This window comes from Burkholderia sp. THE68 (genome assembly GCF_009938265.1).
Classification (GTDB): Bacteria; Pseudomonadota; Gammaproteobacteria; order Burkholderiales; family Burkholderiaceae; genus Caballeronia.
Genome location: NZ_AP022319.1, coordinates 685,690 through 707,136, shown reverse-complemented (window position 1 = coordinate 707,136; position 21,447 = coordinate 685,690). Strand labels below are relative to the sequence as shown.

At 57.4% G+C, this 21,447-nt stretch carries 17 protein-coding genes; 12 read left to right on the top strand and 5 right to left on the bottom strand.

Features of this window, described 5'->3' with window-relative positions; genetic code table 11:
• Window positions 1-372: 372 nt before the first annotated feature.
• The 3 genes from xylB to BTHE68_RS31720 form a co-directional block, all read right to left on the bottom strand.
• Window positions 373-1,842: a xylulokinase gene (gene xylB / locus BTHE68_RS31730; RefSeq protein WP_162070242.1), complete on the bottom strand. Its 1,470-nt coding sequence runs from the start codon at window positions 1,840-1,842 to the stop codon at window positions 373-375.
• Window positions 1,843-1,876: 34 nt separating this feature from the next.
• Window positions 1,877-2,605 (bottom strand): SDR family oxidoreductase, encoded by a 729-nt coding sequence (locus tag BTHE68_RS31725; RefSeq protein ID WP_162070241.1) that lies wholly within the window; start codon window positions 2,603-2,605, stop codon window positions 1,877-1,879.
• 929 nt (window positions 2,606-3,534) lie between these two features.
• Window positions 3,535-3,855, bottom strand: coding sequence for a DUF4148 domain-containing protein (locus BTHE68_RS31720; RefSeq protein ID WP_162070240.1), 321 nt, complete (start codon window positions 3,853-3,855; stop codon window positions 3,535-3,537).
• A 492-nt stretch (window positions 3,856-4,347) separates the two neighbouring features.
• On the opposite strand from BTHE68_RS31720, the gene BTHE68_RS31715 reads away from it, so the two are divergent.
• Entirely contained in the window at window positions 4,348-5,532 is a 1,185-nt protein-coding gene (locus BTHE68_RS31715; RefSeq protein WP_162070940.1) for a porin, read from the top strand.
• A gap of 74 nt (window positions 5,533-5,606) precedes the next feature.
• Here the strand turns inward: BTHE68_RS31715 and BTHE68_RS31710 are convergent, their stop codons facing one another.
• Window positions 5,607-6,650, bottom strand: a complete 1,044-nt coding sequence (locus BTHE68_RS31710; RefSeq protein WP_162070239.1) for a LacI family DNA-binding transcriptional regulator — start codon at window positions 6,648-6,650, stop codon at window positions 5,607-5,609.
• Window positions 6,651-6,743: 93 nt separating this feature from the next.
• On the opposite strand from BTHE68_RS31710, the gene BTHE68_RS31705 reads away from it, so the two are divergent.
• The 11 genes from BTHE68_RS31705 (at window position 6,744) to BTHE68_RS31655 (ending at window position 18,688) form a co-directional block, all read left to right on the top strand.
• Window positions 6,744-7,955 (top strand): phytanoyl-CoA dioxygenase family protein, encoded by a 1,212-nt coding sequence (locus tag BTHE68_RS31705; protein ID WP_162070238.1) that lies wholly within the window; start codon window positions 6,744-6,746, stop codon window positions 7,953-7,955.
• A 139-nt stretch (window positions 7,956-8,094) separates the two neighbouring features.
• Window positions 8,095-9,009, top strand: coding sequence for a LysR family transcriptional regulator (locus BTHE68_RS31700; RefSeq protein ID WP_162070237.1), 915 nt, complete (start codon window positions 8,095-8,097; stop codon window positions 9,007-9,009).
• Window positions 9,010-9,140: 131 nt separating this feature from the next.
• A complete protein-coding gene (locus BTHE68_RS31695; RefSeq protein WP_162070236.1) occupies window positions 9,141-10,052 on the top strand; it encodes an intradiol ring-cleavage dioxygenase in 912 nt (303 codons plus the stop codon).
• A gap of 75 nt (window positions 10,053-10,127) precedes the next feature.
• On the top strand, window positions 10,128-11,006 hold the full coding sequence (locus tag BTHE68_RS31690; RefSeq protein ID WP_162070235.1) for a sugar phosphate isomerase/epimerase family protein: 879 nt from the start codon (window positions 10,128-10,130) through the stop codon (window positions 11,004-11,006).
• A 42-nt stretch (window positions 11,007-11,048) separates the two neighbouring features.
• Window positions 11,049-12,041 (top strand): inositol 2-dehydrogenase, encoded by a 993-nt coding sequence (gene iolG, locus BTHE68_RS31685; protein WP_162070234.1) that lies wholly within the window; start codon window positions 11,049-11,051, stop codon window positions 12,039-12,041.
• A gap of 24 nt (window positions 12,042-12,065) precedes the next feature.
• On the top strand, window positions 12,066-13,154 hold the full coding sequence (locus BTHE68_RS31680; protein ID WP_162070233.1) for a Gfo/Idh/MocA family protein: 1,089 nt from the start codon (window positions 12,066-12,068) through the stop codon (window positions 13,152-13,154).
• Between the two features lie 98 nt (window positions 13,155-13,252).
• Window positions 13,253-14,323: a multiple monosaccharide ABC transporter substrate-binding protein gene (chvE, locus tag BTHE68_RS31675; RefSeq protein WP_162070232.1), complete on the top strand. Its 1,071-nt coding sequence runs from the start codon at window positions 13,253-13,255 to the stop codon at window positions 14,321-14,323.
• Window positions 14,324-14,407: 84 nt separating this feature from the next.
• Complete coding sequence (mmsA, locus tag BTHE68_RS31670) at window positions 14,408-15,946, top strand: multiple monosaccharide ABC transporter ATP-binding protein (protein ID WP_162070231.1); 1,539 nt, start codon at window positions 14,408-14,410, stop codon at window positions 15,944-15,946.
• On the top strand, window positions 15,939-17,147 hold the full coding sequence (mmsB, locus tag BTHE68_RS31665; RefSeq protein WP_162070230.1) for a multiple monosaccharide ABC transporter permease: 1,209 nt from the start codon (window positions 15,939-15,941) through the stop codon (window positions 17,145-17,147). Before mmsA ends, mmsB begins: the two co-directional genes overlap by 8 nt.
• 144 nt (window positions 17,148-17,291) lie before the next feature.
• Window positions 17,292-17,588, top strand: a complete 297-nt coding sequence (locus BTHE68_RS31660) for a Dabb family protein (RefSeq protein ID WP_162070229.1) — start codon at window positions 17,292-17,294, stop codon at window positions 17,586-17,588.
• Between the two features lie 38 nt (window positions 17,589-17,626).
• Window positions 17,627-18,688, top strand: coding sequence for a maleylacetate reductase (locus tag BTHE68_RS31655; protein ID WP_162070228.1), 1,062 nt, complete (start codon window positions 17,627-17,629; stop codon window positions 18,686-18,688).
• A gap of 546 nt (window positions 18,689-19,234) precedes the next feature.
• Here the strand turns inward: BTHE68_RS31655 and paoC are convergent.
• Window positions 19,235-21,445, bottom strand: coding sequence for an aldehyde oxidoreductase molybdenum-binding subunit PaoC (paoC, locus tag BTHE68_RS31650; RefSeq protein WP_162070227.1), 2,211 nt, complete (start codon window positions 21,443-21,445; stop codon window positions 19,235-19,237).
• Window positions 21,446-21,447 lie beyond the last annotated feature (2 nt).

Here is a 21,447-nt window from a genome sequence, read left to right as displayed (position 1 = left end):
TGAGACGCTGCGTTCGCCAGCACCGTTGCATCCGTGCGGCATCGCGGGGAGGCCGGCACCCGGAAACTCCCCGCGGCTGTCATCTAGACCGGTTCTCAATGTATAAAGACGTCTCGCTAGAATCTATAAAGAGCTGGCATCCACAAGGGAGCTTCTTCCTAGACAAGAAAAGAAAGAAGCCTCTTTACGCGCACCGACATAAGGATAGTTTGCCTCTGTCTGATGGATGCTTTTACGGCGGCGCGTACTTGCTATTGAAGTGTCCGTGTCGAAGATGTCGCGTATCGACCTGCCTGGCGAGTCGTCTGTACTGTATCGTCTCCGGAGGCAGGCGCGGGCGGCTCTTGCAATGCAGGACACCACCGAAGTGATTTAGGTTTGCGTTGGGAAGATTGGCCGCAGTTGTTGATATAGAGTCCGGAACGACGCTAGCCGGTCCGAAAGTATTGAATGCCACTCATCGTCCGGAACGAATTCCTGCGATACCGATGGCGGACTGGCCACGACCGAGAAATCGCCATCTGCTGCTAACCATCCGAGGCGTGCCGCTCCGAGCGCAGCGATGCACTGGGCATCGGGCAGACGGCGTATCGGAACGCCAAACGCGTCAGCAATCAATTGCGTCCAGAATGTGCTGCGTGCACCGCCACCGATGAGACTGATTGAGGTTTCGCGGGTGCCGTCCGCACGGAGAGCATCGAGGCCGTCCGTCAAAGCAAGCGTCACGCCCTCGAGAACCGAATAAGCAAGAGTGGCTCGGTCGGTCGAATCGCAAAGTCCTAAGAACACGCCTTGGGCGTATGGGTCATTGTGAGGCGTCCTTTCGCCGGAAAGATACGGAAGAAATAAGGGCGCTCTCGCCCGAGCGTTTGCGCTGAGAGTTTCGACCTCAGCGAGCAAACATGGTTCGTCAGCAGAAGTCAGTTTGGAAATCCAACGAACGCAGCTAGCCGCGGACAGCACGACGCTGGTTCGGTGCCACCGGTCAGGGAGTGCGTGGCAAAGTGCGTGTAATCCTAGTTCTGGGCTCGGTCGGAAACGCTCGGTGACGACAGAAAGGACGCCCGACGTACCGAGAGACAAGAAGCCCTCTCCCGGCTCCGTCGCTCCGACACCGAGCGCGCTTGTCGCCGTGTCGCCTCCGCCCGTTGCAACCAATACGTTTGGCGGCAGGCCGAGTTCGCTAGCAACGCTTGAAAGGACGCCGCCGCATGCTTGGCATCCCTCCAGAATCGGAGGAACCTGCATCTGTGTCATGTCACAAGCATGTAGAAGCTCGTCGGACCACTGTCGGCGTTCAACGTCTAGCCAAAGCGTTCCTGATGCGTCGGACGCGTCCGTTTGCTTGAGGCCAGTCAAGCGCAAACGGATGTAATCCTTTGGTAGCAGCACGCACGACAATTGGCGAAAACATTCGGGCTCGTAACGCGCCAGCCACAGCAGCTTGGGTGCAGTGAGTCCAGGCATCGCGCAATTGCCTGCTATCTCGCGCAGTCTCGGCGCGCGTGCTTCGAGTTCGGCGCATTCGCTTGCGCTGCGCATATCATTCCACAGTATTGCTGGGCGCAAAGGTTGGTCACTTGCGCCCAGCAGAACAGCACCATGCATCTGCCCTGACAGGCCGATGGCCTGTATGCTAGCGAACGCATCGGAATGGCTATTGCGTAGCGTTGAAAGCGCTATTCTCGTGGCTCGCCACCAGTCGTCGGGGTCCTGCTCTGACCACCGGTGTCGCGGCCGTGAGATTTCCAACGGATGACGAGCGGTAGCGACGATACTTCCGTCGCTTGAGAGCAAGAGGACCTTCAACTCAGTCGTGCCGAGGTCAATGCCGAGAAACATCGCTGAAGCTCGATTGGGGCCTGCCTACAATAACTTACAGGTCAAAATTGGTAGGCATCAAGACCACGTCTCGTATCGTCAGGCCGCGTTGCCGTGTCAGCATGAACATGATTGCATCCGCCACCTCACTAGCCTCAATCAGACTCCCGGATTCTTTGGCTTCTTTCAGTTTCTCCTCTGGCCAATCGGCCAGTAGCGCGCTGATAACCGGGCCGGGCGATACAGAGCCGACGCGGATTCCGTGCTTAAATACCTGGCGCCGCACTGTCTGGACGAAGCAGTTAATCGCCCACTTGGACGATGCATAGACCGGCTCCCAAGGCGTCGGAAAGTGAGCCGCCAAGGAACTGGTCACCACAATATCGCCGGTCCGCCGAGCAATCATGTGTGGCAGCACGTCGTGAACGTTTTTCATCACGACATTCACATTGAGATTCAGCATCCGGTCAATCGCAGCAGTGTCTGCTTCGACCAGCTCGCCGCCTACATACGTACCAGCGTTCGCGTGCAGGATGTCGATTTGCCCGGTGATGTCCAGCACGCGGGGTATGAGAGCCGAGCATGCTGCCGGGTCGAGCAAATCCACGACGAATGGAATGGCTGCGTTGCCATGCTCCCCACAGATTGACGCCAGTGCTGCCTCATCGCGGTCGACCAAAACGACTCGGGCGCCAGCAGTCAACATCGCCTGCGTACTTGCTAGGCCTATCCCTGAAGCGGCGCCAGTTACAACAGCGACCTTGCCCTGTAATTCTCCGGCCATGAGAATGCCCTCCCGCTTTGCTTGCTTGCAAATTTATCAGTGTTGGAAGTCTTTCAGTCCGTTGCCGCTCACGGCTGCACGTGCAACGCCGCCGTCGATTTCCGGTTAGGAGCACGCCACGCGCCTTGGCCGCCCAGCCTCAGCTATCGCGCGAGAACAGTCATGCGAACAAATGCTCCGTCGAAGAGCAAATAATCAAGTTCAGAGTCGTCCTTGTCAAGGCGATTCGAAGAGGGAAAACCCGGGTGTCGGCTGGACCACGGCCAGCGATGAGCCGGCCCGCGACGTATGCCTTAAGCATCCTATCTCTTCGGTCAGCTGTAGCATGACCGGTCGGAAATCAACGGCAGCGGTCATGGGACAACCGGTACTGCGGGATAGTCTTGAGATACCGGACAGGGTGGCGAAGTTAGCGCCCTGAGACGAACGGCTGACGGGCGACGCTGGCTCCGAGGGGCATCTCACGATGTATTGGAACGTGTCCGAAGGCCTGGCTTAGGATAATGCTGGGCTCTACTTCACCAAGGGGCATTCGAAAAACGAAGCATGTACGCCAGAGAGAAGTGCTCAACTAAAAGAAGAAGAGTGAGCGACGAGTGGGCAAGGTGTCGCTACGGCTAACGCGCCATAGTCACGGGTAAGAAATCGGATGGTTGTGCGTCGGCAACAGTCGCAGCGGTTTCCGGTCCACGCAATCCTTGCCAGTCTTGTATTGACGACAGCAGAGTTCGGTGGCGCAGCCCCGAGCGAATGTCGGTGACGTCCAAGAAGCATAGGAAATCGAGACAAAAACCTTAGTTAATTTGTAGCTCGTCCTTTTGGACGATGTGTGGCCGTTTCCGTCAGCCACACATCATGACATCATCGCGCCAAATTTATCGATTAGGACGCGGCTCACATGAGGAAGCGTAAGTCCTGCGTACAGCGCTTCACGGCGCGACCGCAGGCGCGTTCGTAGGCTTTTGACCCGCTGCCTTCTGTTGAGCGTTTTGCAGATTCTGCGGGTAGTTGGTCTGGTCGCCTCCAGGGTTGTAACCGTTCTTCTCCAACGTACTCAACTCTGCATTCTTCTTCGCTCGACGCGCTTGCCGGTCAGCTTTCTTTTGCGCCTTCAATTCTTGCTTCGACATAGCGGCACCTGACGCTGCATTGTCGCCGTTTGCGGCCCGCGCCTGGAACCCCGGTACGGCAACGAGACCGAAGGTTGCGACGGCCCAGACAACAACGGCATTCAGCTTGCTGAACTTCATGACATTCTCCCTTGTGACGCGTTAGACCACATGAAGCTGCAGATTGAGTGTTCGCATGGCTTCTTGCTAACCAAGCTTCCATGGAAACCGTACTCGATGCGCCGATTCCAGAAAACGGGGGTTAACCGCGAGGCCAGCCCACAGAATAATCCCGAAAGGCCGGTCAGCATTGCGGGACAAGTCATTTTCCCGAGTTCCGCGAAAGAGATTCCTTCTTCCGCTCTTTGTTCAACTGGGTGGGGAATATACACTCCGGCAAAAATACAGAGCGGTGCGGGAGACGCCCTTCACGGAGGCTTCCGCAACGTTGAAGCATTTCTCTGTTTCCTTCAGCTCCCACCTTTCCTGACCGACTGCTCGAGGACTGCGGTCCGCTAGTTGAAGGGACGTCGGAAAGTGGAAGGGTTGATTCCGAACGGCATTTAAGCGCATGGGTTGACGCTTACTGAAGCAGGAAGATTAAGTAGTACAACTATATTCATGGAGATAATGATGAAGAAACTTTTGTTCAGCGTGGTCGCACTGTCCGCCGCTGCGACCGCCGCCGCTCAAAGCAGTGTCACCCTTTATGGCATCGTGGACAACGGTATCGTGTACGAGACGAATCAACCGAAGGGACACGTTTTCGGCGCGCAAAGCGGAGGTTGGGCTCAATCCAGATTCGGCCTTAAGGGTGCTGAGGACCTCGGCGGCGGCACGCATGCAATCTTTCAGCTTGAATCTCGACTGAACACGATGAACGGGAGTTTCGCAAACGGGAGCTTCTTCGAGGGGCAGGCGACCGTGGGTCTCCAAAACGACACGTGGGGGCAAATCAAGTTCGGGAACATGGGCTCGGCTGAAATCAGTCAATATTCAGGCGATGTCGACCCGCAGCAGACGAAGAAGTATGCAATTGGGACATTGGTTCGCGGCCGCATCTTTTCCCAGGCAGCAAATGGCGTCGAGTACCTCTCACCGACAATTGCAGGTTTCACGTTGCAAGGCCAGTATGACCTGACCAACGCTCCGACCTGGAACGCCGGCAACCCAGGCAGCGCGCCAGGTCAACTGGGCACCTCGACCGGGCTTGGAAGCGCCCAGGGACGCTCCGATGGTATAAAACTGTCTTACGCGAACCGGGGCCTCTTCTGGCAAGCAACCTACGACGAAGTCCGCGACCCGAATGGTCAATTCAGCAACGTGTATCTCACGTCTCGCTCGATTCTCACCGGCTTGACCTACGCTTTTGGGCCTGTAACGGCGTATCTCGGTTATCAGCACTTGAGCGCTCCCGATGCATCTAACGCGGGGTATTTCGGTACCGCAGCACCGTCAGCGTTGCCAGCCGGTGCCAGTCTCCCGACAACGGTCAATCACGAATGGATTGGCGCGATTTGGCAGACCACGCCTGCGCTTGCTATCACCGGGGCCGTATATCACGCCAACGCAAATAAGGGAAACGGGAACGCAACCCTTTACACACTGGGCGCGAATTACTCGCTCTCGAAGAGAACACTTCTCTACACTGAGCTTGCCTACGTGCGAAACAGCTCGACGTCCAATCTGGGCCTCGACGGTAGCCTCTACGGCGCGAACACCAATGACGACCCCGTCAACGGAAACCCGTCGAGCACCAACCCCAACTATGGGAAGAGCCAGTTTGGAGTAATTGCAGGCTTGGCGACAAGGTTCTGATAGCGTCGAGAGGTTCGGGAGACATTGCTCTCTTGGACCTCGCACGCTGACGAAGCGAACTGCGAGCGGCCGAGTCAGTCACGGAACCGACTGGCAATGTAGTCCGGAATATTCTCCGGAGTTACGACAACAACCGATGAAGACGTCGCGACGGATGACGATGGCAGAAGCTTGTGATAGTGCATGACGTGATGACAGGCCGAGCGCATGTCCTGGCGCAGGTCGTGATGAAGAATAGCCTGTATCTGTCCGTCACGTAACAACTGCACATTGTCTTTGTCGAGGTCGTGCCCGATGAAGAGAACGGGGTCCTTTTGCTGCGCTTCTAGCGCGCGAAGGATTGCGATGTTGCCGCCGCCCATGGAGTAGACGGCCGCGACTTGCGTTCCGTCACTGAGAACGCTGCGGACTCGCTCCTCGGTTGGGGTATCAAGACCATGTCCGCCGCTCGCATCAATCAGTCTCAGACGTGGATGGTGCTTGCGTAATGCTCGACGAAAGCTTATCTCGCGTTCTTCCTCGCCACGGAAATGCTCGTCACTCATCGTTATTAGCACGTTGGCGGGCTGTGGTCCCAACAAGAGGCCAAGAAGGTAAGCGGCCGTCGCGCCAGCGACGCGATTATCGAGTCCCGTGTAGGCGACGCGTCCTGACAGTGGGATGTCAGTGACTACTGTGACGACCGGAATGCCGTGTCGCTGAAGTTCTGCCACAGCTTCTGCAATCTCGGGAACGTCCCGGGCTTTTAAGAAGACACCGTGACTTCCTCTGCGGACAATCGACCGAAGCGCCTCTACTATCTCGGAGGTCGTCATCGTCTCCTGTAGCAGAAAGCGCGGCCGGACAACCGCTGGGTGCATGAGCGCGAGCTCGCCTTCGAGCGCATGTCTTATTTCATCACTGAACCGCGACGGCGCCTCGACCACGACATCGACGATAAGCTTCCGCCCGGTGTTCGCGAGATTCAACTCCTGCTTCTCGAGTTCCTTGATGGCCTGCTCGACCCGTTTGCGTGTGTGCTCGCGGACATTGGCGCGGCCGTTTAAAACCCTGTCTACGGTCGCCACACCGAGACCCGCCTGCAGGGCGATTTCCTTAATCAAAAACCGGTGAGCCAATCTGACCCTCCTGGACAGATAGATTTTTGATGTCTTTTTGAGACTTCCGGGCGCTTATATCGAGCTATCCTACATCGAAAATAGGAGGCACGGATGGATTTCCAACGGGACGACTATCGCGGACAGCGAATTGATTGGTTTCACGAGGACGACTGCACGATAAGTGAGTTTGAAGACGCGCTCAGCGAGGGGCCGACTCTCGCACTTCACTTTTCCGCGTCCGCGTCTTCGGGTATTCCTGCATATGAGTGCGGCGGCCTTAAAAACGTACTCTCGTCTGAAACGGAACGGAGTAAGTTGCTTTCAGAGTGGGCCAGCGTCCTAGAAGTTGGTGCTGGCGTGTTTGTGCTCAGGGGCGCCTATGCAGATACCCGCGTCGTGGACGAGGCGACGGCCGTATTTGAAGCAATCATCTCGGCCGAGCGGAAATCGGGTTCGAAAGGTGACCATTTCGCAAAGGTTGGCGCGAACGACCGTATCTGGAACGCGCAGGAGAAGCTCTTGTTGGCCGCGCCCGAGGCCTTCACCGGCTACTTCTCGAATCCCTGGCTCCCTGCGGCTGCCGAGGCGTGGCTAGGTCCGTGCTTTCAGGTGACATCCCAGGTCAATGTCGTCAGGCCTGGCGGCGCAGCGCAGCAGGCGCACCGCGACTACCATCTGGGTTTCCAGGCAGCGGAGGTCGCCGCGTCATTCCCGTCGCACGTACATCGAATGTCGCAATTTCTCACGCTGCAGGGCGCTGTCGCGCATAGTGATATGCCTATTGAGAGCGGCCCGACCAAGCTTTTGCCGTTTTCTCAGCGATATGCCCCAGGGTATGTCGCGTGGCGCCGAGCCGACTTCCGCGAATATTTCGAAAAGCATTTCGTCCAGATTCCACTTTCGAAGGGCGATGCAATTTTCTTCAATCCGGCGCTATTTCACTCTGCCGGGTCAAACCGGACGAGCGACGTGCAGCGCATGGCTAATCTGCTTCAAATCTCATCGGCGTACGGTCGGGCGATGGAAATCGTGGATAGGACTCGGATGTCGCAGACCCTTTATCCGGTCCTTCGCGCCCGATTTCGAGCCGGAGATGTCACAGAGCGCGAGGCCCTCTCGGTCATTGCCTCATGCGCCGAAGGCTACCCGTTTCCGACGAACCTCGACCGCGACCCTCCGGTCAACGGGCTTGCGCCAGAGAGTCAAAGTCAGATGATGCGCCGCGCACTCGCGGAAGACTGGTCGCCAGGTTGTTTTGCCCAGGCAATCGAGGAACACGCTCGGCGTCGGACTAGCGAAGCATTCCAACTGATAGATTATTGATGTCTTTTTTCCGAATACAGATAGATTCAACGCACTATGATGATGCCTGGGCGACACCAAAAAAGCTTCACAGAGGTCGCATACGCTCCTGCAATCCACTGGAATGCGGGCGGAGACAAAGGCGTGATGGTGCAAGAGCATGGACCAGTTCAAGGAACTTCAGTTGTTTGTCGAGGTTGCCGAGTCGGGCAGCATCAGCCGAGCGGCGGAATCAGTTGACCTTTCGATTTCGGCGGCAAGCCGCTATCTGATTTCATTGGAGGCGAGACTTGGGGTCCAGTTGGTTCGCCGCACGACGCGAAACCTCTACCTGACTGAAGCAGGCGCCGAATTTCACCGGCGCTGCAAATCGATACTTTCCGACCTGGGCGAGGCCGAAGCTGTTATCAAGGAAGCGGTCGTACGCCCAAGCGGCGTGCTTCGCGTCACCGCTTCTTTGTCCTTCTGCATGCTGCACATCGCGCCGATGCTCCCCGAGTTCACGACGCGTTATCCAGACATCGCCGTCGATGTGGTCGCAGCCAATCGCTACTACGACATCATCGAGAACGGCATCGACGTCGCGATTCGCACCAAAGTCCTCGAGCCGGACAGCAACATCACGATTAGAAGGTTGGCTTCCACGCGCCGCATTCTCGCCGCCTCGCCGGGCTATCTTGAGGCGAATGGCCAGCCTCGACTCCCAGTCGAACTTGTAAGGCACAGGCTTCTGAACTACCAACTTGCCGACAACGCGCGTGAGCTCTCATTCACACGCGGCAGTGAGACCGTGGTGGTTAAAGTGAAGCCGCTGGTTGAGTCAAATGACGGCCAAATACTTCGAGTTGCCGCGCTCGACAACATGGGTATTCTTGTACAGCCGAAGTACATCATCTATGACGACCTCAAGGCCGGTCGTCTCGTTCCGGTGCTGGACGATTGGGACCTTCCTCGATTGACCATGAACATCGCGTTCCAGACTCGCTCGCATCTGCCTGTGAAAGTGCGACTGTTCATCGACGCGCTTCTCGAGCGATTCCAACAAAACGACTACGAGCGGCATTGGACGGCGTGATGCCGGTGCGCGCTGCAGTCGAGGCGTATTCCCACTGAGCGCGAAAGACTTTCCCTTTCTAGCTCTGTTTTGCCAACCAAAGCGAATATAGACTGGTCTCAAAGCTACAGAAGAGATTGATGGAGACAGTAATGCAAAACGCATCCCCCGCAGTTCAGTCCACATCGCCGTATTTCGATGAAGCGTGCTCGGCAGAGGTCGTCAACGCGCGCATGAGCGACGACGCTAACCCGCGCCTGAGTCAAGTAATGTCGGTGTTGGTCAAGCATCTGCATGCTGCCATCAAGGAAATCGAGCCGACTCACGAAGAGTGGTTCGCTGCCATTCGCTTTCTGACCGAGACCGGTCAGATGTGCACCGACTGGCGACAAGAGTACATTCTGCTCTCCGACATCCTTGGCGTTTCGATGCTGGTTGACGCAATCAATCACCGTCGACCCAGTGGCGCCACGCCGAATACGATTCTCGGTCCATTCTACGTCGCCAATGCGCCTGAATATTCCAACGGCACGAACATCTGCCTGGATGGCAAGGGCGAACCTATGGTCGTCGAGGGGCGTGTAACGGACATCAAGGGAATTCCGATTCCGAACGCGAAGCTCGAGGTGTGGCAGACGAACGATGACGGCTTCTACGACGTGCAGCAAAAGGGCATCCAGCCTGACTCGAATCTGCGCGGCGTTTTCACCTCGGATGCCGAAGGCCGCTATTGGTTCAAGTCCGTCAAGCCGCGCCACTATCCGATTCCCTCTGACGGCCCCGTTGGCAACCTCCTCGGCGCGATGGGTCGACACCCAAACCGGGCTGCGCACCTGCACTTCATCGTTACTGCGCCCGGATTCGACCCGGTTATCACGCACATCTTTACGCCGGACTGCCCGTATTTGTCCGAGGACGCGGTCTTTGGCGTGAAGCGTGAGCTCATCGCTGAATTCGACAAGATTGACGACCCGGACGCGGCGAAGCGCGTCGGCTTCTCGTCGCCCTTCTGGTCTGTGTCGTGGAACTTCACCCTCGCGACGTCCAGCAAGCCGCTTCAATGAAACACGTAGCCGACTGACACGCGGGAGCGTGTCGTATCAGAACGGAAGACTTTGAGAGACACAGGAGTACTACACATGAGCGCAAAGAAAGAACTGCTTGCAGCCTATTGGACCCTCGCAGGCGACGTCTACCCGTGTGCGGCAAATGAAATCAGCCCATTCCCGCTGCGCGAGCGTTGCGAAGCGGCAATGCGTGCCGGCTGGAGCGGCGTTGGCCTCATCCTCGACGACCTTGAATACAGCATAGAGAAATACGGCCTGTCGGGCGTCAAAAACATTCTCGATGACACGGGCATGAAGTACTTCGAGCTCGAAATTCTGATGGATTGGTACTTCGACGGTGAGGCGCGTGCGAAGTCGGACCATTGCCGTCGCCGCTTCATCGAACTGGGCGGCGAACTCGGAATGCGCAATCTGAAAATCGGTGCGAGCCCATTCGACACGAACCCGGCCGACTTCGCACGCATGACGGACGAGTTCGCAAAGCTTTGCCAGGACGTGGCAACGGTTAACGCGACGGTCGCAATCGAGTTCATGCCTTTCTCTCCCATCCGCAACGTCGCAGACGCGCTCAAGGTTGCGAAGGGAGCGAACCAGCCCAACGGCGGACTCATGGTCGACCACTGGCACGTGGCCCGCGCCAAAACCCCGTATAGCGAGGTAGCGCAAATCCCGGCGCGCTTCATCAAGGGTGTCGAGATGGACGACATTGGCGCACAGGTCAAGGGTTCGCTGTTCGACGATTCGACCTTCAATCGCCAGCTTTGCGGCGAAGGCGCAGGCGATTGCGTTGCCTTCGTCGATGCGCTCGAGCAAGCAGGTTGCTCGCTGCCGTACTACGGCGTTGAACTCATCTCCGAAGTTCACCGGAAATTCCCGCTCGACGAGATGGCGAAACGTGCGTACGACACCACCGTCGCGCAGTTCTCCGCGAAGCCAGCCACTACCGCATAAGCGCTTCCAACCCCAAACGACAAAGTATTTCTGGAGACTCACATGATTCGAATCGCCGTACTTGGTGCAGGCCGCATTGGCCGCATTCACGCTGGCAACGTCGCCGCGAATCCCAACGCGAAACTCGTCGTGGTAGCGGACCCGGTCGAAAGCGCAGCGAAGTCGCTGGCCACCAAACTCGGCTGCGAAGCATCGACCGACGCGGCAGCGGTGCTCGAGCGCAATGACATTGATGCCGTGGTCATCGGCACGCCCACGGACACGCACATCACGTTCATGCTTGAAGCCGTGAAGCGTGGCAAGGCTGTGCTCTGCGAAAAGCCCATCGACCTCGACATGGACAAGTCGCTCGCCGCCGCGAACGAAGTCGAACGCCAAGGCGGCCGCGTCATGCTCGCCTTCAATCGCCGTTTCGACCCGACGTCTCAGGCCTTCCGCAAGGCAATCGATGCGGGCGACGTGGGCGAAGTGCGCCAGGTCATTATTTCGAGCCGCGACCCGGGCATGCCGCCCCGCGACTACGTCGAGCACTCGGGCGGTATTTTCCGCGACATGGTCATCCACGACCTGGACATGGCTCGCTGGCTGCTGGGCGAAGAACCGGTCGAGGTGATGGCCATGGCAAGCCGCCTCATTGATGAGTCGTTGGAGAAGCTGACCGATTTCGACACGGTGATGGTTCAGCTGCGTACCGCTTCGGGCAAGCAATGCCACATCAACTGCTGCCGTGAAGCTGTCTATGGATACGACCAGCGCATGGAAGTGTCCGGTTCCAAAGGCATGCTCCTGCAAGAGAATCTCCGCCCGTCGACGATTCGTCGCTGGACGAAGGACGCGACCGACGCGCGAGAGCCGCTCCTGAATTTCTTCCTCGAACGCTATGTTGAAGCGTACAAGGCTGAGCTCGAAGCCTTCGTCGATGCACTGAACACGAACTCCCCGTTGCCGACGTCGGTTCAGGATGGGCTGAAAGCTCTGCGTCTGGCGGATGCGGCGCTCGAGTCCGCGCTGACGGGCAAAGCCGTCAAGGTGTAACCGAAAAACCGGAGGAGATAAGTCATGACGCGAAAGATTGGTCCGAACGAAACGCTTGGCGTAGCATGTCTTGGCATCACTCACCCGCATACGTCCGGGCGAGTCAAGGCTATCCAGCGTCGTACTGACTCGAAGATGCTCGGTGCGTGGGATACGAGCCCGTTGCTCACGCCGTTCGTCGATGCGCTGGGCCTCGAAGCTCGCTCGAAGGACGACATCCTGGCCGACGAGAACGTTCATGTCGTACTCGTCCACTCCAAAAGCGAGAAGATGGCCGACTTGACCATCGAGGCGCTCGAAGCCGGTAAGGCTGTATTGTGCGAAAAGCCGGCCGGACGCAGTTCGGCGGATGCGAAGCGCATCGTCGACGCGGTCGACCGCACCGGTGGCCTGGTCCAGGTCGGCTACTGCTGGCGCTTCGCGCCTTCTGTGGATGCCATGCAGGCGGCGCTCAAGAGCGGTCGTCTCGGAAAAGTGGTCCAGGTGCGCGCCCACGGTGGTTGCTCGCACGATGAGGCGGGCACGCCGCACATGACTCAGCCAGGCGATATCGGCGGTGCGGTCTTCGTCATCGGCTGCCATCTCATCGACCGCATCCTTCTGCACTTCGGCTTGCCGCGCTCGGTAAACGCCCGCATCACGAAGTTCCCGAACTTCCACGGCGATGAATCGCGTGAAGACGCCGCAGGCGCGGTGCTGAATTACGAAGACAAGATTATCAGCGTCGACTTCATGTCGTGGGACGTTTTGCCGTGGACCGAGAGCTGGGACATTACAGCATACGGGACCGAAGGCATCATGTCTTCCCGCTCGCTGCCCTCGAGCTACAAGATTTATGACGCGGGCAAAGGCGACTATCCGGAAGGCTGGACGGAGTGGCAGGAAACTAGCTTCCCGGAAATCTGGGCCACCAAGAAGACCGAATATTCGCCCGACATCGCGGAAATTGGCAACCCGGTGTACTTCGACCGCGAGTCGAACGCATTCGTCCATGCATTGCGCAATGGTACGGCATCGGTCGTGCCGGCTACTCAGGCTTACAACATCAGCCGAGTCATCGAGGCCATGTTCGCTTCCTCGAAAGAAGCTGGCTCAGAGGTCGTTATTGGATAACAGCTTGTTGAGCTGACACCCATTTAGGCGTCAGCATCGAATTCTGCACCTCATAAACTGAGAGATTAAATACGGATTCCTAATCAGGAGACAGTGTCATGAAAATTTTGAAGAGTGTTGTGGTAGTGCTTGCAGCGTCGGCTGCTTTCGCTGCAACGTCGGGCGCAGCTTTCGCACAGGATAAGGGCGTCGTCGGAATCTCGCTGCCGGACAAGACCGAATCCCGTTGGATTACCGATGGGAAGAGCATGGTCGACGCGCTGAAAGCGAAGGGGTACTCGGCGGACCTGCAGTACGCGAACTATGATGTTCCCACGCAGGTTAACCAGGTCGAGAACATGCTCGCGAAGGGTGTCAAGGCGCTGGTCATTGCGCCCATCGACGGTAAGACATTCTCTGACGCGCTGGCGCTCGCCCAGAAGAAGGGCATCAAGGTCATCTCCTACGACCGTCTGATTAGCCAAACCAAGGACGTCGACTATTACGCCACGTTTGACAACTACGGGGTAGGCGTCCTGCAAGCCCAGAGCATCGTCAGCGCATGGCAGAAAGCCGGAGGCAAGACGCCGTTCAATATCGAAGTGTTCGGCGGTTCCAGCGATGACAACAACGCTCACATGGTTTACGCGGGCGGCATGTCGGTTCTCAAGCCGTATATCGACAGCGGCAAGTTCGTGATTCGGAGCAAGCAGGTTGCCTTCGAAAAAGTTGCGACGCGCAATTGGGATGGTGCGACCGCGCAGGCCCGCATGGACAACCTGCTCAGCGCATTCTATGGCAAGGACCATCTGGATGCGGTATGGGCACCGAACGACGCGCTTGCGATTGGCATCATCTCGTCTCTCAAAGGTGTGGGCTACGGCTCAGCTCAGCAAGCAATGCCCATCATCACGGGACAGGACGCGGATATTCAGAACGTGAAGAACATCGTTCGCGGTGACCAAACCTCCACCGTGTTCAAGGATACGCGGAAGCTCGCGGGCGTCGCAGCCGACATGGTTGCCGATGCGCTGACCGGCAAGCAAGTAGTCGTCAACGATACGAAGAGCTACAACAACGGCGCGAAGATTGTCCCGACCTATCTCGTGAAGCCGGTTCTGGTCGACAAGGCCAACTACCAGGCGGAACTGGTCACAAGCGGCTACTACACGCAGGCCCAAGTCAAGTAAGGCGCCTGAACGTCAGCGTGGCGGGGTGTATCGAGACCCCGCCCACGCGGGCACGCCCGAGCGTGACCAATCGGAGATTTGACCATGGATACCATTCTGGAGATGCGCGGGATTCAGAAAAGCTTTGGCCCCATCAAAGCGCTGAATAACGTGAATATGAGGGTGCGCCAGGGCGAGATTCACGCCATTTGTGGAGAGAATGGCGCAGGAAAATCGACCTTGATGAAAATCCTCAGCGGCGTCTATCCGCACGGCTCGTACGGTGGCGACGTCCTTTACGACGGCCAGGAGCGAGCCTTCGCCGATATTTCCGACAGTGAGGCGGTCGGAATCATCATCATCCATCAGGAACTTGCCCTCGTACCGATGCTATCGATTACCGAGAACATCTTTCTCGGTAACGAACAATCGAAGCGCGGAGTCGTCGACTGGCAGGTTTCGCGCGCAAAAGCCAAGCAACTGCTGGCGAAAGTCGGCCTCACCGACTCTCCCGACGCAGCGGTTGGCACCCTCGGGATTGGCAAGCAGCAACTTGTTGAAATCGCAAAGGCGTTGTCGAAAGAAGTGCGATTGCTCATCCTCGATGAACCGACGGCGAGCTTGAATGAAAAAGACAGTGACACGCTGCTCACGTTACTGCTGGAACTGAAGGCGAACGGCGTAACGTCAATCATCATCTCGCACAAGCTAAATGAAATTTCGCGTGTGGCGGACGGAATCACCGTGATTCGCGATGGGTCGACGGTGGATGTCCTCGACTGCAGTACCGAGGCAGTAAGCGAAGACCGCATCATCAAAGCGATGGTGGGTCGCGAGATGTCCGACCGCTATCCGCCACGTACGCCCAATATCGGCGACGTGATTTTCGAAGTCAAGGATTGGCGTGTCAAGCATCCCACGCAGCGTGACCGCGCCGTCCTCAAGGGCGTCAATCTGAAGGCACGCAAGGGCGAAATAGTCGGTATCGCCGGCTTGATGGGCTCCGGGCGAACCGAGCTTGCCATGAGTGTTTTCGGCCGCACGTATGGTCAGGACATCACGGGCCAAGTGCTGATGCACGGGAAGCAGGCTGACACATCGTCGGTGAAGAAGGCTATCAAAGCGGGAATCGCCTACGTCACCGAGGACCGGAAAGGCAATGGTCTGCTGCTCGACGACAACATCAAGCGAAACATTACGCTCGCCAACCTATCCGGTGTCTCAAAGCTCGGTGTAGTCGATGAGCATGAGGAGATTACGGTCGCGACCGAGTTTCTCAAGAAGCTACGTATTCGCGCGCAAGGCGTGACGCATGTCGTCGGTAATTTGTCTGGGGGGAATCAGCAGAAAGTCGTCATCAGCAAGTGGCTGTTTTCTGAGCCCGAAGTGTTGATTCTCGACGAGCCCACTCGAGGCATCGACGTGGGAGCGAAGTACGAGATTTACAACATCATCAATCAGGCGGTTGCAGCGGGCAAATGTGTGGTTATGATTTCTTCGGAAATGCCTGAGCTACTCGGAATGTGCGACCGCATCTATGTCATGAATGAAGGCCGGTTCGTCGGCGAATTAACCGCAGAAGAAGCCTCGCAGGAAAGCATCATGCGAGCAATTATGCGAAATGGAGACATTCAAAATGCGTAAGGCACTCTCTCCGGTAGCCGCCGAAGGCGCCGAGGTCAAGAAAAGCGAAGTGTTCGGAATGGTCAAGCGTATCGGTAGCGAATATGGATTGCTGCTTTCGCTCGTCATCATCATGGTGTTCTTCCAGGTCGCGACGAATGGCGTATTGATGCAGCCGCTCAATTTGACCAACCTGGTGCTGCAGAACAGCTACATCGTCATCATGGCGCTCGGCATGCTCATGGTGATTGTTTCGGGACATATCGACTTGTCTGTCGGCTCGACGGCGGGGCTTGTGGGCGCGTTAGCGGCCGTATTGATGGTCCAGTACGAAGTCAATTACGTCTGGGCGACCATTATCTGTATCGTGGCTGGCGCGCTGATAGGTGCCGTACAAGGTTACTGGATTGCTTTCTGGCGGATGCCGTCGTTCATCGTTACGCTGGCGGGAATGCTGGTGTTCCGCGGCATGACAAATCTAGTGCTCCAGGGACAGTCCATCGGGCCATTCCCTGAGGGATTCGGCGCGGTGAGTTCGGGCTTCATTCCGGATGTATTCCACGGCCAAGCCCTTCACATCACCTCCATCCTGCTCGGTGTGTTTGTCGGCGCGCTCTTCTTCGTGATTGAGCTTCGGCATCGTGCCGGTGCCGCCAAACACGGCGTCGAAAGCGGCCCGTTCTCGATGTTCGTCATCAAAAACGTCGTGCTGACGGCTCTCATCGTTGGCTTCTGCTATCTGCTCGCATCCTATCGCGGCTTGCCGACGGTGCTTGTCATCATGGGTGTGCTGATTGGGGTGTACACGTTCCTCATGAATCGCACGACCATCGGACGGCGCATCTACGCGGTTGGCGGAAATGCGAAGGCCGCACGTCTGTCAGGCGTCAGTGTGCCGGCCGTGAGCTTCCTGACGTTTGTGAACATGGGCATCCTCGCGGCGCTTGCCGGCCTGATTTTCGCGGCGCGTCTGAACAGCGGCACTCCGAAGGCAGGCACCGGGTTTGAGCTGGATGTCATCGCCGCTTGCTTCATCGGTGGGGCATCTGCGTCAGGCGGTGTTGGAAAGGTTGTCGGCGCGGTCGTAGGCGCCTTCATCATGGGTGTGATGAACAATGGCATGTCCATCATGGGCATCGGCGTGGATTACCAGCAGGTCATCAAGGGCATCGTTCTGCTCGCAGCCGTGTTCGTCGATGTCTACAACAAGAACAAGGCTTAAGGCCTAGTTTCGACAGCAGACCAGATTTAGAAGTCGGCGGGACCAGATGCGTGGTGAGGAGGTCTTGCCGACATGCAGACTTGAATCACGAGACTGCATCTCGAAGATTTGGCCTGTTTATGAGCATTATTATCGGATGGAACCATGGTCAAGCATATCGTGATGTGGAACGTTCGCGGCGACACGCCCGAGCAGAAAAAAGAAGCGGCAAAGCTCGTTAAGTCCGCGTTTGAGAGCCTGAGCGGGAAGATTCCTGGGCTTACGAAGCTGGAAGTCGGCCTGGACGTCAGCGCAGTGGACTACGCGTGCGACATCGTCCTGTACACGGAGTTCGAGACCCAAGAGTTGCTCGACGCGTACGCCTCGCACCCAGAGCATTTGCGGGTGAAGCAAGTCATCGGTGACGTTCGTATCGCTCGTCATCAGGTCGACTATGTCTGAGCGCGTTCTACGGTTTGACGAGACAGGAAGCCACTCAAATGTATGAGTTCACCTATACCACGCCTGCGGCCCGAGTTGTCTTTGGCGCAGGGAGCATGAAGCTAATTCAACAAGAAGTCGAGACCCTCGGCGCACGCCGAGCGCTGGTGCTTTGTACGCCGGAGCAAAAGGCCCAAGCGGAGGTGGTTTCGTCTCTGCTCGGTCCTTCGAGTGCAGGGGTCTTTGACGGTGCCCAGATGCACGTTCCAATTGAAAATGCTCGTCGCGCGCGCGAACATGCGAAGGAAGTGGGCGCAGACTGTGCTGTGGCTATCGGCGGCGGCTCCACAATTGGGCTTGGGAAAGCGATTGCGCTGGAATCTTCGCTGCCGATTATTGCGATACCGACGACGTACGCCGGGTCGGAGATGACTCCCATCTACGGTATTACCGAAAGCGGCCTGAAAAAAACCGGCCGTGACGCCAAGGTCATCCCGAAGACGGTCCTGTACGACCCGGAACTGACGACTGGATTACCTCTTCGGCTGTCGATTGTGAGTGGGCTGAACGCGATAGCGCACGCGGCGGAAGGCTTGTACGCAAAAGACGGTAACCCAGTGATGTCGCTGATGGCAGAAGAAGGCATCCGCTCGCTGGCGACTGGTCTTCGCAAATTGAAGAAGAACAGCAAAGACAGGACAGCACGCAGCGAATGTCTCTACGGCGCGTGGTTGTGTGGGATGGTACTCGGCAACGTCGGCATGGCGCTTCATCACAAGCTTTGCCACACGCTGGGTGGGACCTTCAACCTGCCGCATGCAGAAACGCACGCCATCGTTTTGCCTCATGCGCTTGCTTACAACAGCACTGTCGCAGACGACGCGATGGCAAGAATTGCGAGAGCGTTAAATGTCGAGTCGGCACCGGATGGTCTCTACGAGCTCAACGAAGAGCTTGGCGTGCCGCGAGGCCTCAGTGAGATAGGTCTCGGTGAGACCGACCTTGATTACGCGTGCGAGGTAGCCCTCTCGAATCCCTACTGGAATCCACGACCGGTAGAGGCGAAACCGCTTCGAGCGCTACTTCAGCGCGCTTGGGAAGGGGCACGTCCCGCCGCCTAAGTCATACGAAGCCGTTTGCGATTTAATTCGCGTGGACATCCGAGAATTCACCCGCAATGTCAAAGTTGCTGGTTTTTTCATTTAACCATCCCTGGTTTACTGGACTCCTTTTTGTCACCTCGGCGTGAAACGTCAGAGGGAGACCGTTCTATAGCAACATTCTGGATGTGGTAGCGGTGGAAAGAGAAGTCGCTTCACGCATCCTAGTACCGTTTCTCGCACAGCGTCAGCAAGAACACTGGCCGCTTTCGACAGCGTCTTGCCGAATGGAAATAAGGAAACTGTGCTCAAGTGGCACGTCTTCGGCGAACGCTCTGGTTGCGAGGTTCTACGGCTCGGAGAGGATGGCGGTGAAAGGGTCAGCCAGCGCAACCCCTAACCCCTGTGCAGCGAGTTCGCAAGCAACGAGGCCGCTCGTCGTTATGAACCCGACGAAGCTATATGTCTTTTGGGGCTATTGTCCTGTCACGACCCGATGTCGACATCGATGACCAACGTTCGCGACGCATCACGCTTCATTGGGTAAGCGGATGCGTCGCGCAGGTTCTAGGCAACTGGCGGGAGCCCATCGAGGAGTTTATCGAGTGTGACGGGATAGTCTCTGACGCGGACGCCGGTGGCGTTATAGACCGCGTTCGCAACCGCCGCCGCAACGCCGCATAGGCCCAATTCGCCCACACCTTTGGCCTTCATCGGCGAGGAGATGGGGTCGGTTTCATCCAGAAAGATGACCTCTTGGTGCGGAATGTCTGCGTGTACCGGAACCTCGTAACCGGCGAGGTCGTGATTGGCGAAGAAGCCTCGTCGCTTATCGACAACCAAATCTTCCATCAACGCACCGCCTACGCCCATCGTCATGGCGCCAATGACCTGACTCCGGGCTGCCTTCGGATTCAGAATACGGCCTGCCGCACACACGGCGAGCATGCGTCGGACGCGAACCTCACCCGTTGCAGAGTCGACTGCGACTTCAACAAAGTGCGCGCCAAACGTGGATTGCTGATACTTCTTGTCCAAATCTCCGTATTCGATGAAGTCCTCGGCAACGAGCTCCCCATTCGCTGCCGCGTCTCCCAGTGAGACGGCTCGGCCATCGGCAAGCACGTGCCCATCGGCAAATGTGGCATCAGAGTCTTTTATCCCAAGCCGGCTAGTCACCATCTCGCGTAATTTCACACAAGCTGCGTAGAGCCCGGACGTTGAGTTGTTAGCACCCCACTGGCCGCCCGAGCCCGCAGACGCGGGATATGACGAATCACCGAGTCGAACCGTCACGTCGTCAATCGAAACGCCCATCATCTCCGCAGCCGTTTGGGCGAGGATGGTGTAGGTACCCGTGCCGATATCAGTCATATCCGTCTCTACGGTGAGATGACCCGTGCGGTCGAGAAGGATACGAGCACCGGACTTCGTGAGCAGGTTGTTTCGAAACGCTGCAGCCATACCCATGCCGATGAGCCAACGACCTTCGCGGACGCTCGCCGGTTGAGGGTTGCGGCGCGTCCAGCCAAATCGCTCAGAGCCGACCTTCATGCATTGGATAAGCTGTCGCTGCGAGAAAGGACGTTCAGGTTTCTCCGGGTCGACTTGCGTATCGTTTCGAACGCGGAATTCGACCGGGTCCAAGTTGAGCTTTTCAGCCATCTCGTCCATTGCGATTTCGAGCGCCATCAGACCCGGTGCTTCGCCAGGTGCACGCATCGCATTCCCTTCGGGTAGGTCGAGTAGCGCCAGTCGAGTGGCGGTAAGCCGATTTGCTCCTGCATAGAGAAGCCGCGTCTGATTGACGGCGGTTTCCGGACCTCCGCCCATCAGGTTGCCGGACCAGCCTTCGTGTGCAATTGCCGTCAAACGACCGTCCGTCTCAGCGCCAAGCCGAATGCGTTGAATCGTCGCTGGACGGTGGGTCGTGTTGTTGAACATGAGGGGCCGGGTCAACGCCACTTTTACCGGGCGTCCAGTGGCTTTCGAGCCGAGCGCTGCAAGTACCGCGTCGGAACGAACGAAAAGCTTGCCACCGAAGCCGCCGCCCACGTACGGCGACATCAGTCGTACCTTGTCGCGACTCACTCCGAGTGTTGCAGCGACATCACCCGCACCCCAGTTAATCATCTGATTGGACGTCCAGATTTTCACCGAGTCGCCTTGCCACCAGGCGATTGATGCATGCGGCTCCATCATTGCATGCGCCTGGTCTGGTGTCGTGTAGGTGGCGTCGAGTTTTACGGGTGCGCCATCGAACGCACCCGAGAAATCTCCAACTGTCGTCTGAGACGGCCCGCCAAAGCCACTCGGACGCGCCAGGCCTGCGCCGTCTTTCGCTTGTGCGAGGTCATACGCGCCAGAAGTCGAGACGTATTCGACGCGCACCAAAGAAGCGGCCGCCCGAGCTTGTTCGAAGCTCTCAGCTACAACGATTGCAACTGCTTGATGGTAATGCTGGATGTCCGGCCCACCGAGCAATCTTGCCGTATTGAATTTCCCCTTCCCGAGCTTGCCGGCGTTCGCCGCAGTCACGATGGTCAACACACCTGGCGAAGCGCTCGCCGCCTTGAGGTCCATCGACGCGATGCTTCCCTTTGCAATAGCTGCGCCAACAACGAAGCCATAAGCCGGTGATGGAAAGCCCTCGTGATGCTCGTACGCGTAGGTGGCTGTGCCGGTCGCTTTCAACGGCCCGTCAATGCGGTCGGTCGGTCGGCCAACAACTTTAAGCTGGTCGATGGGATTGGTCGTGGCGGGTTCCGAAAATTTCATCT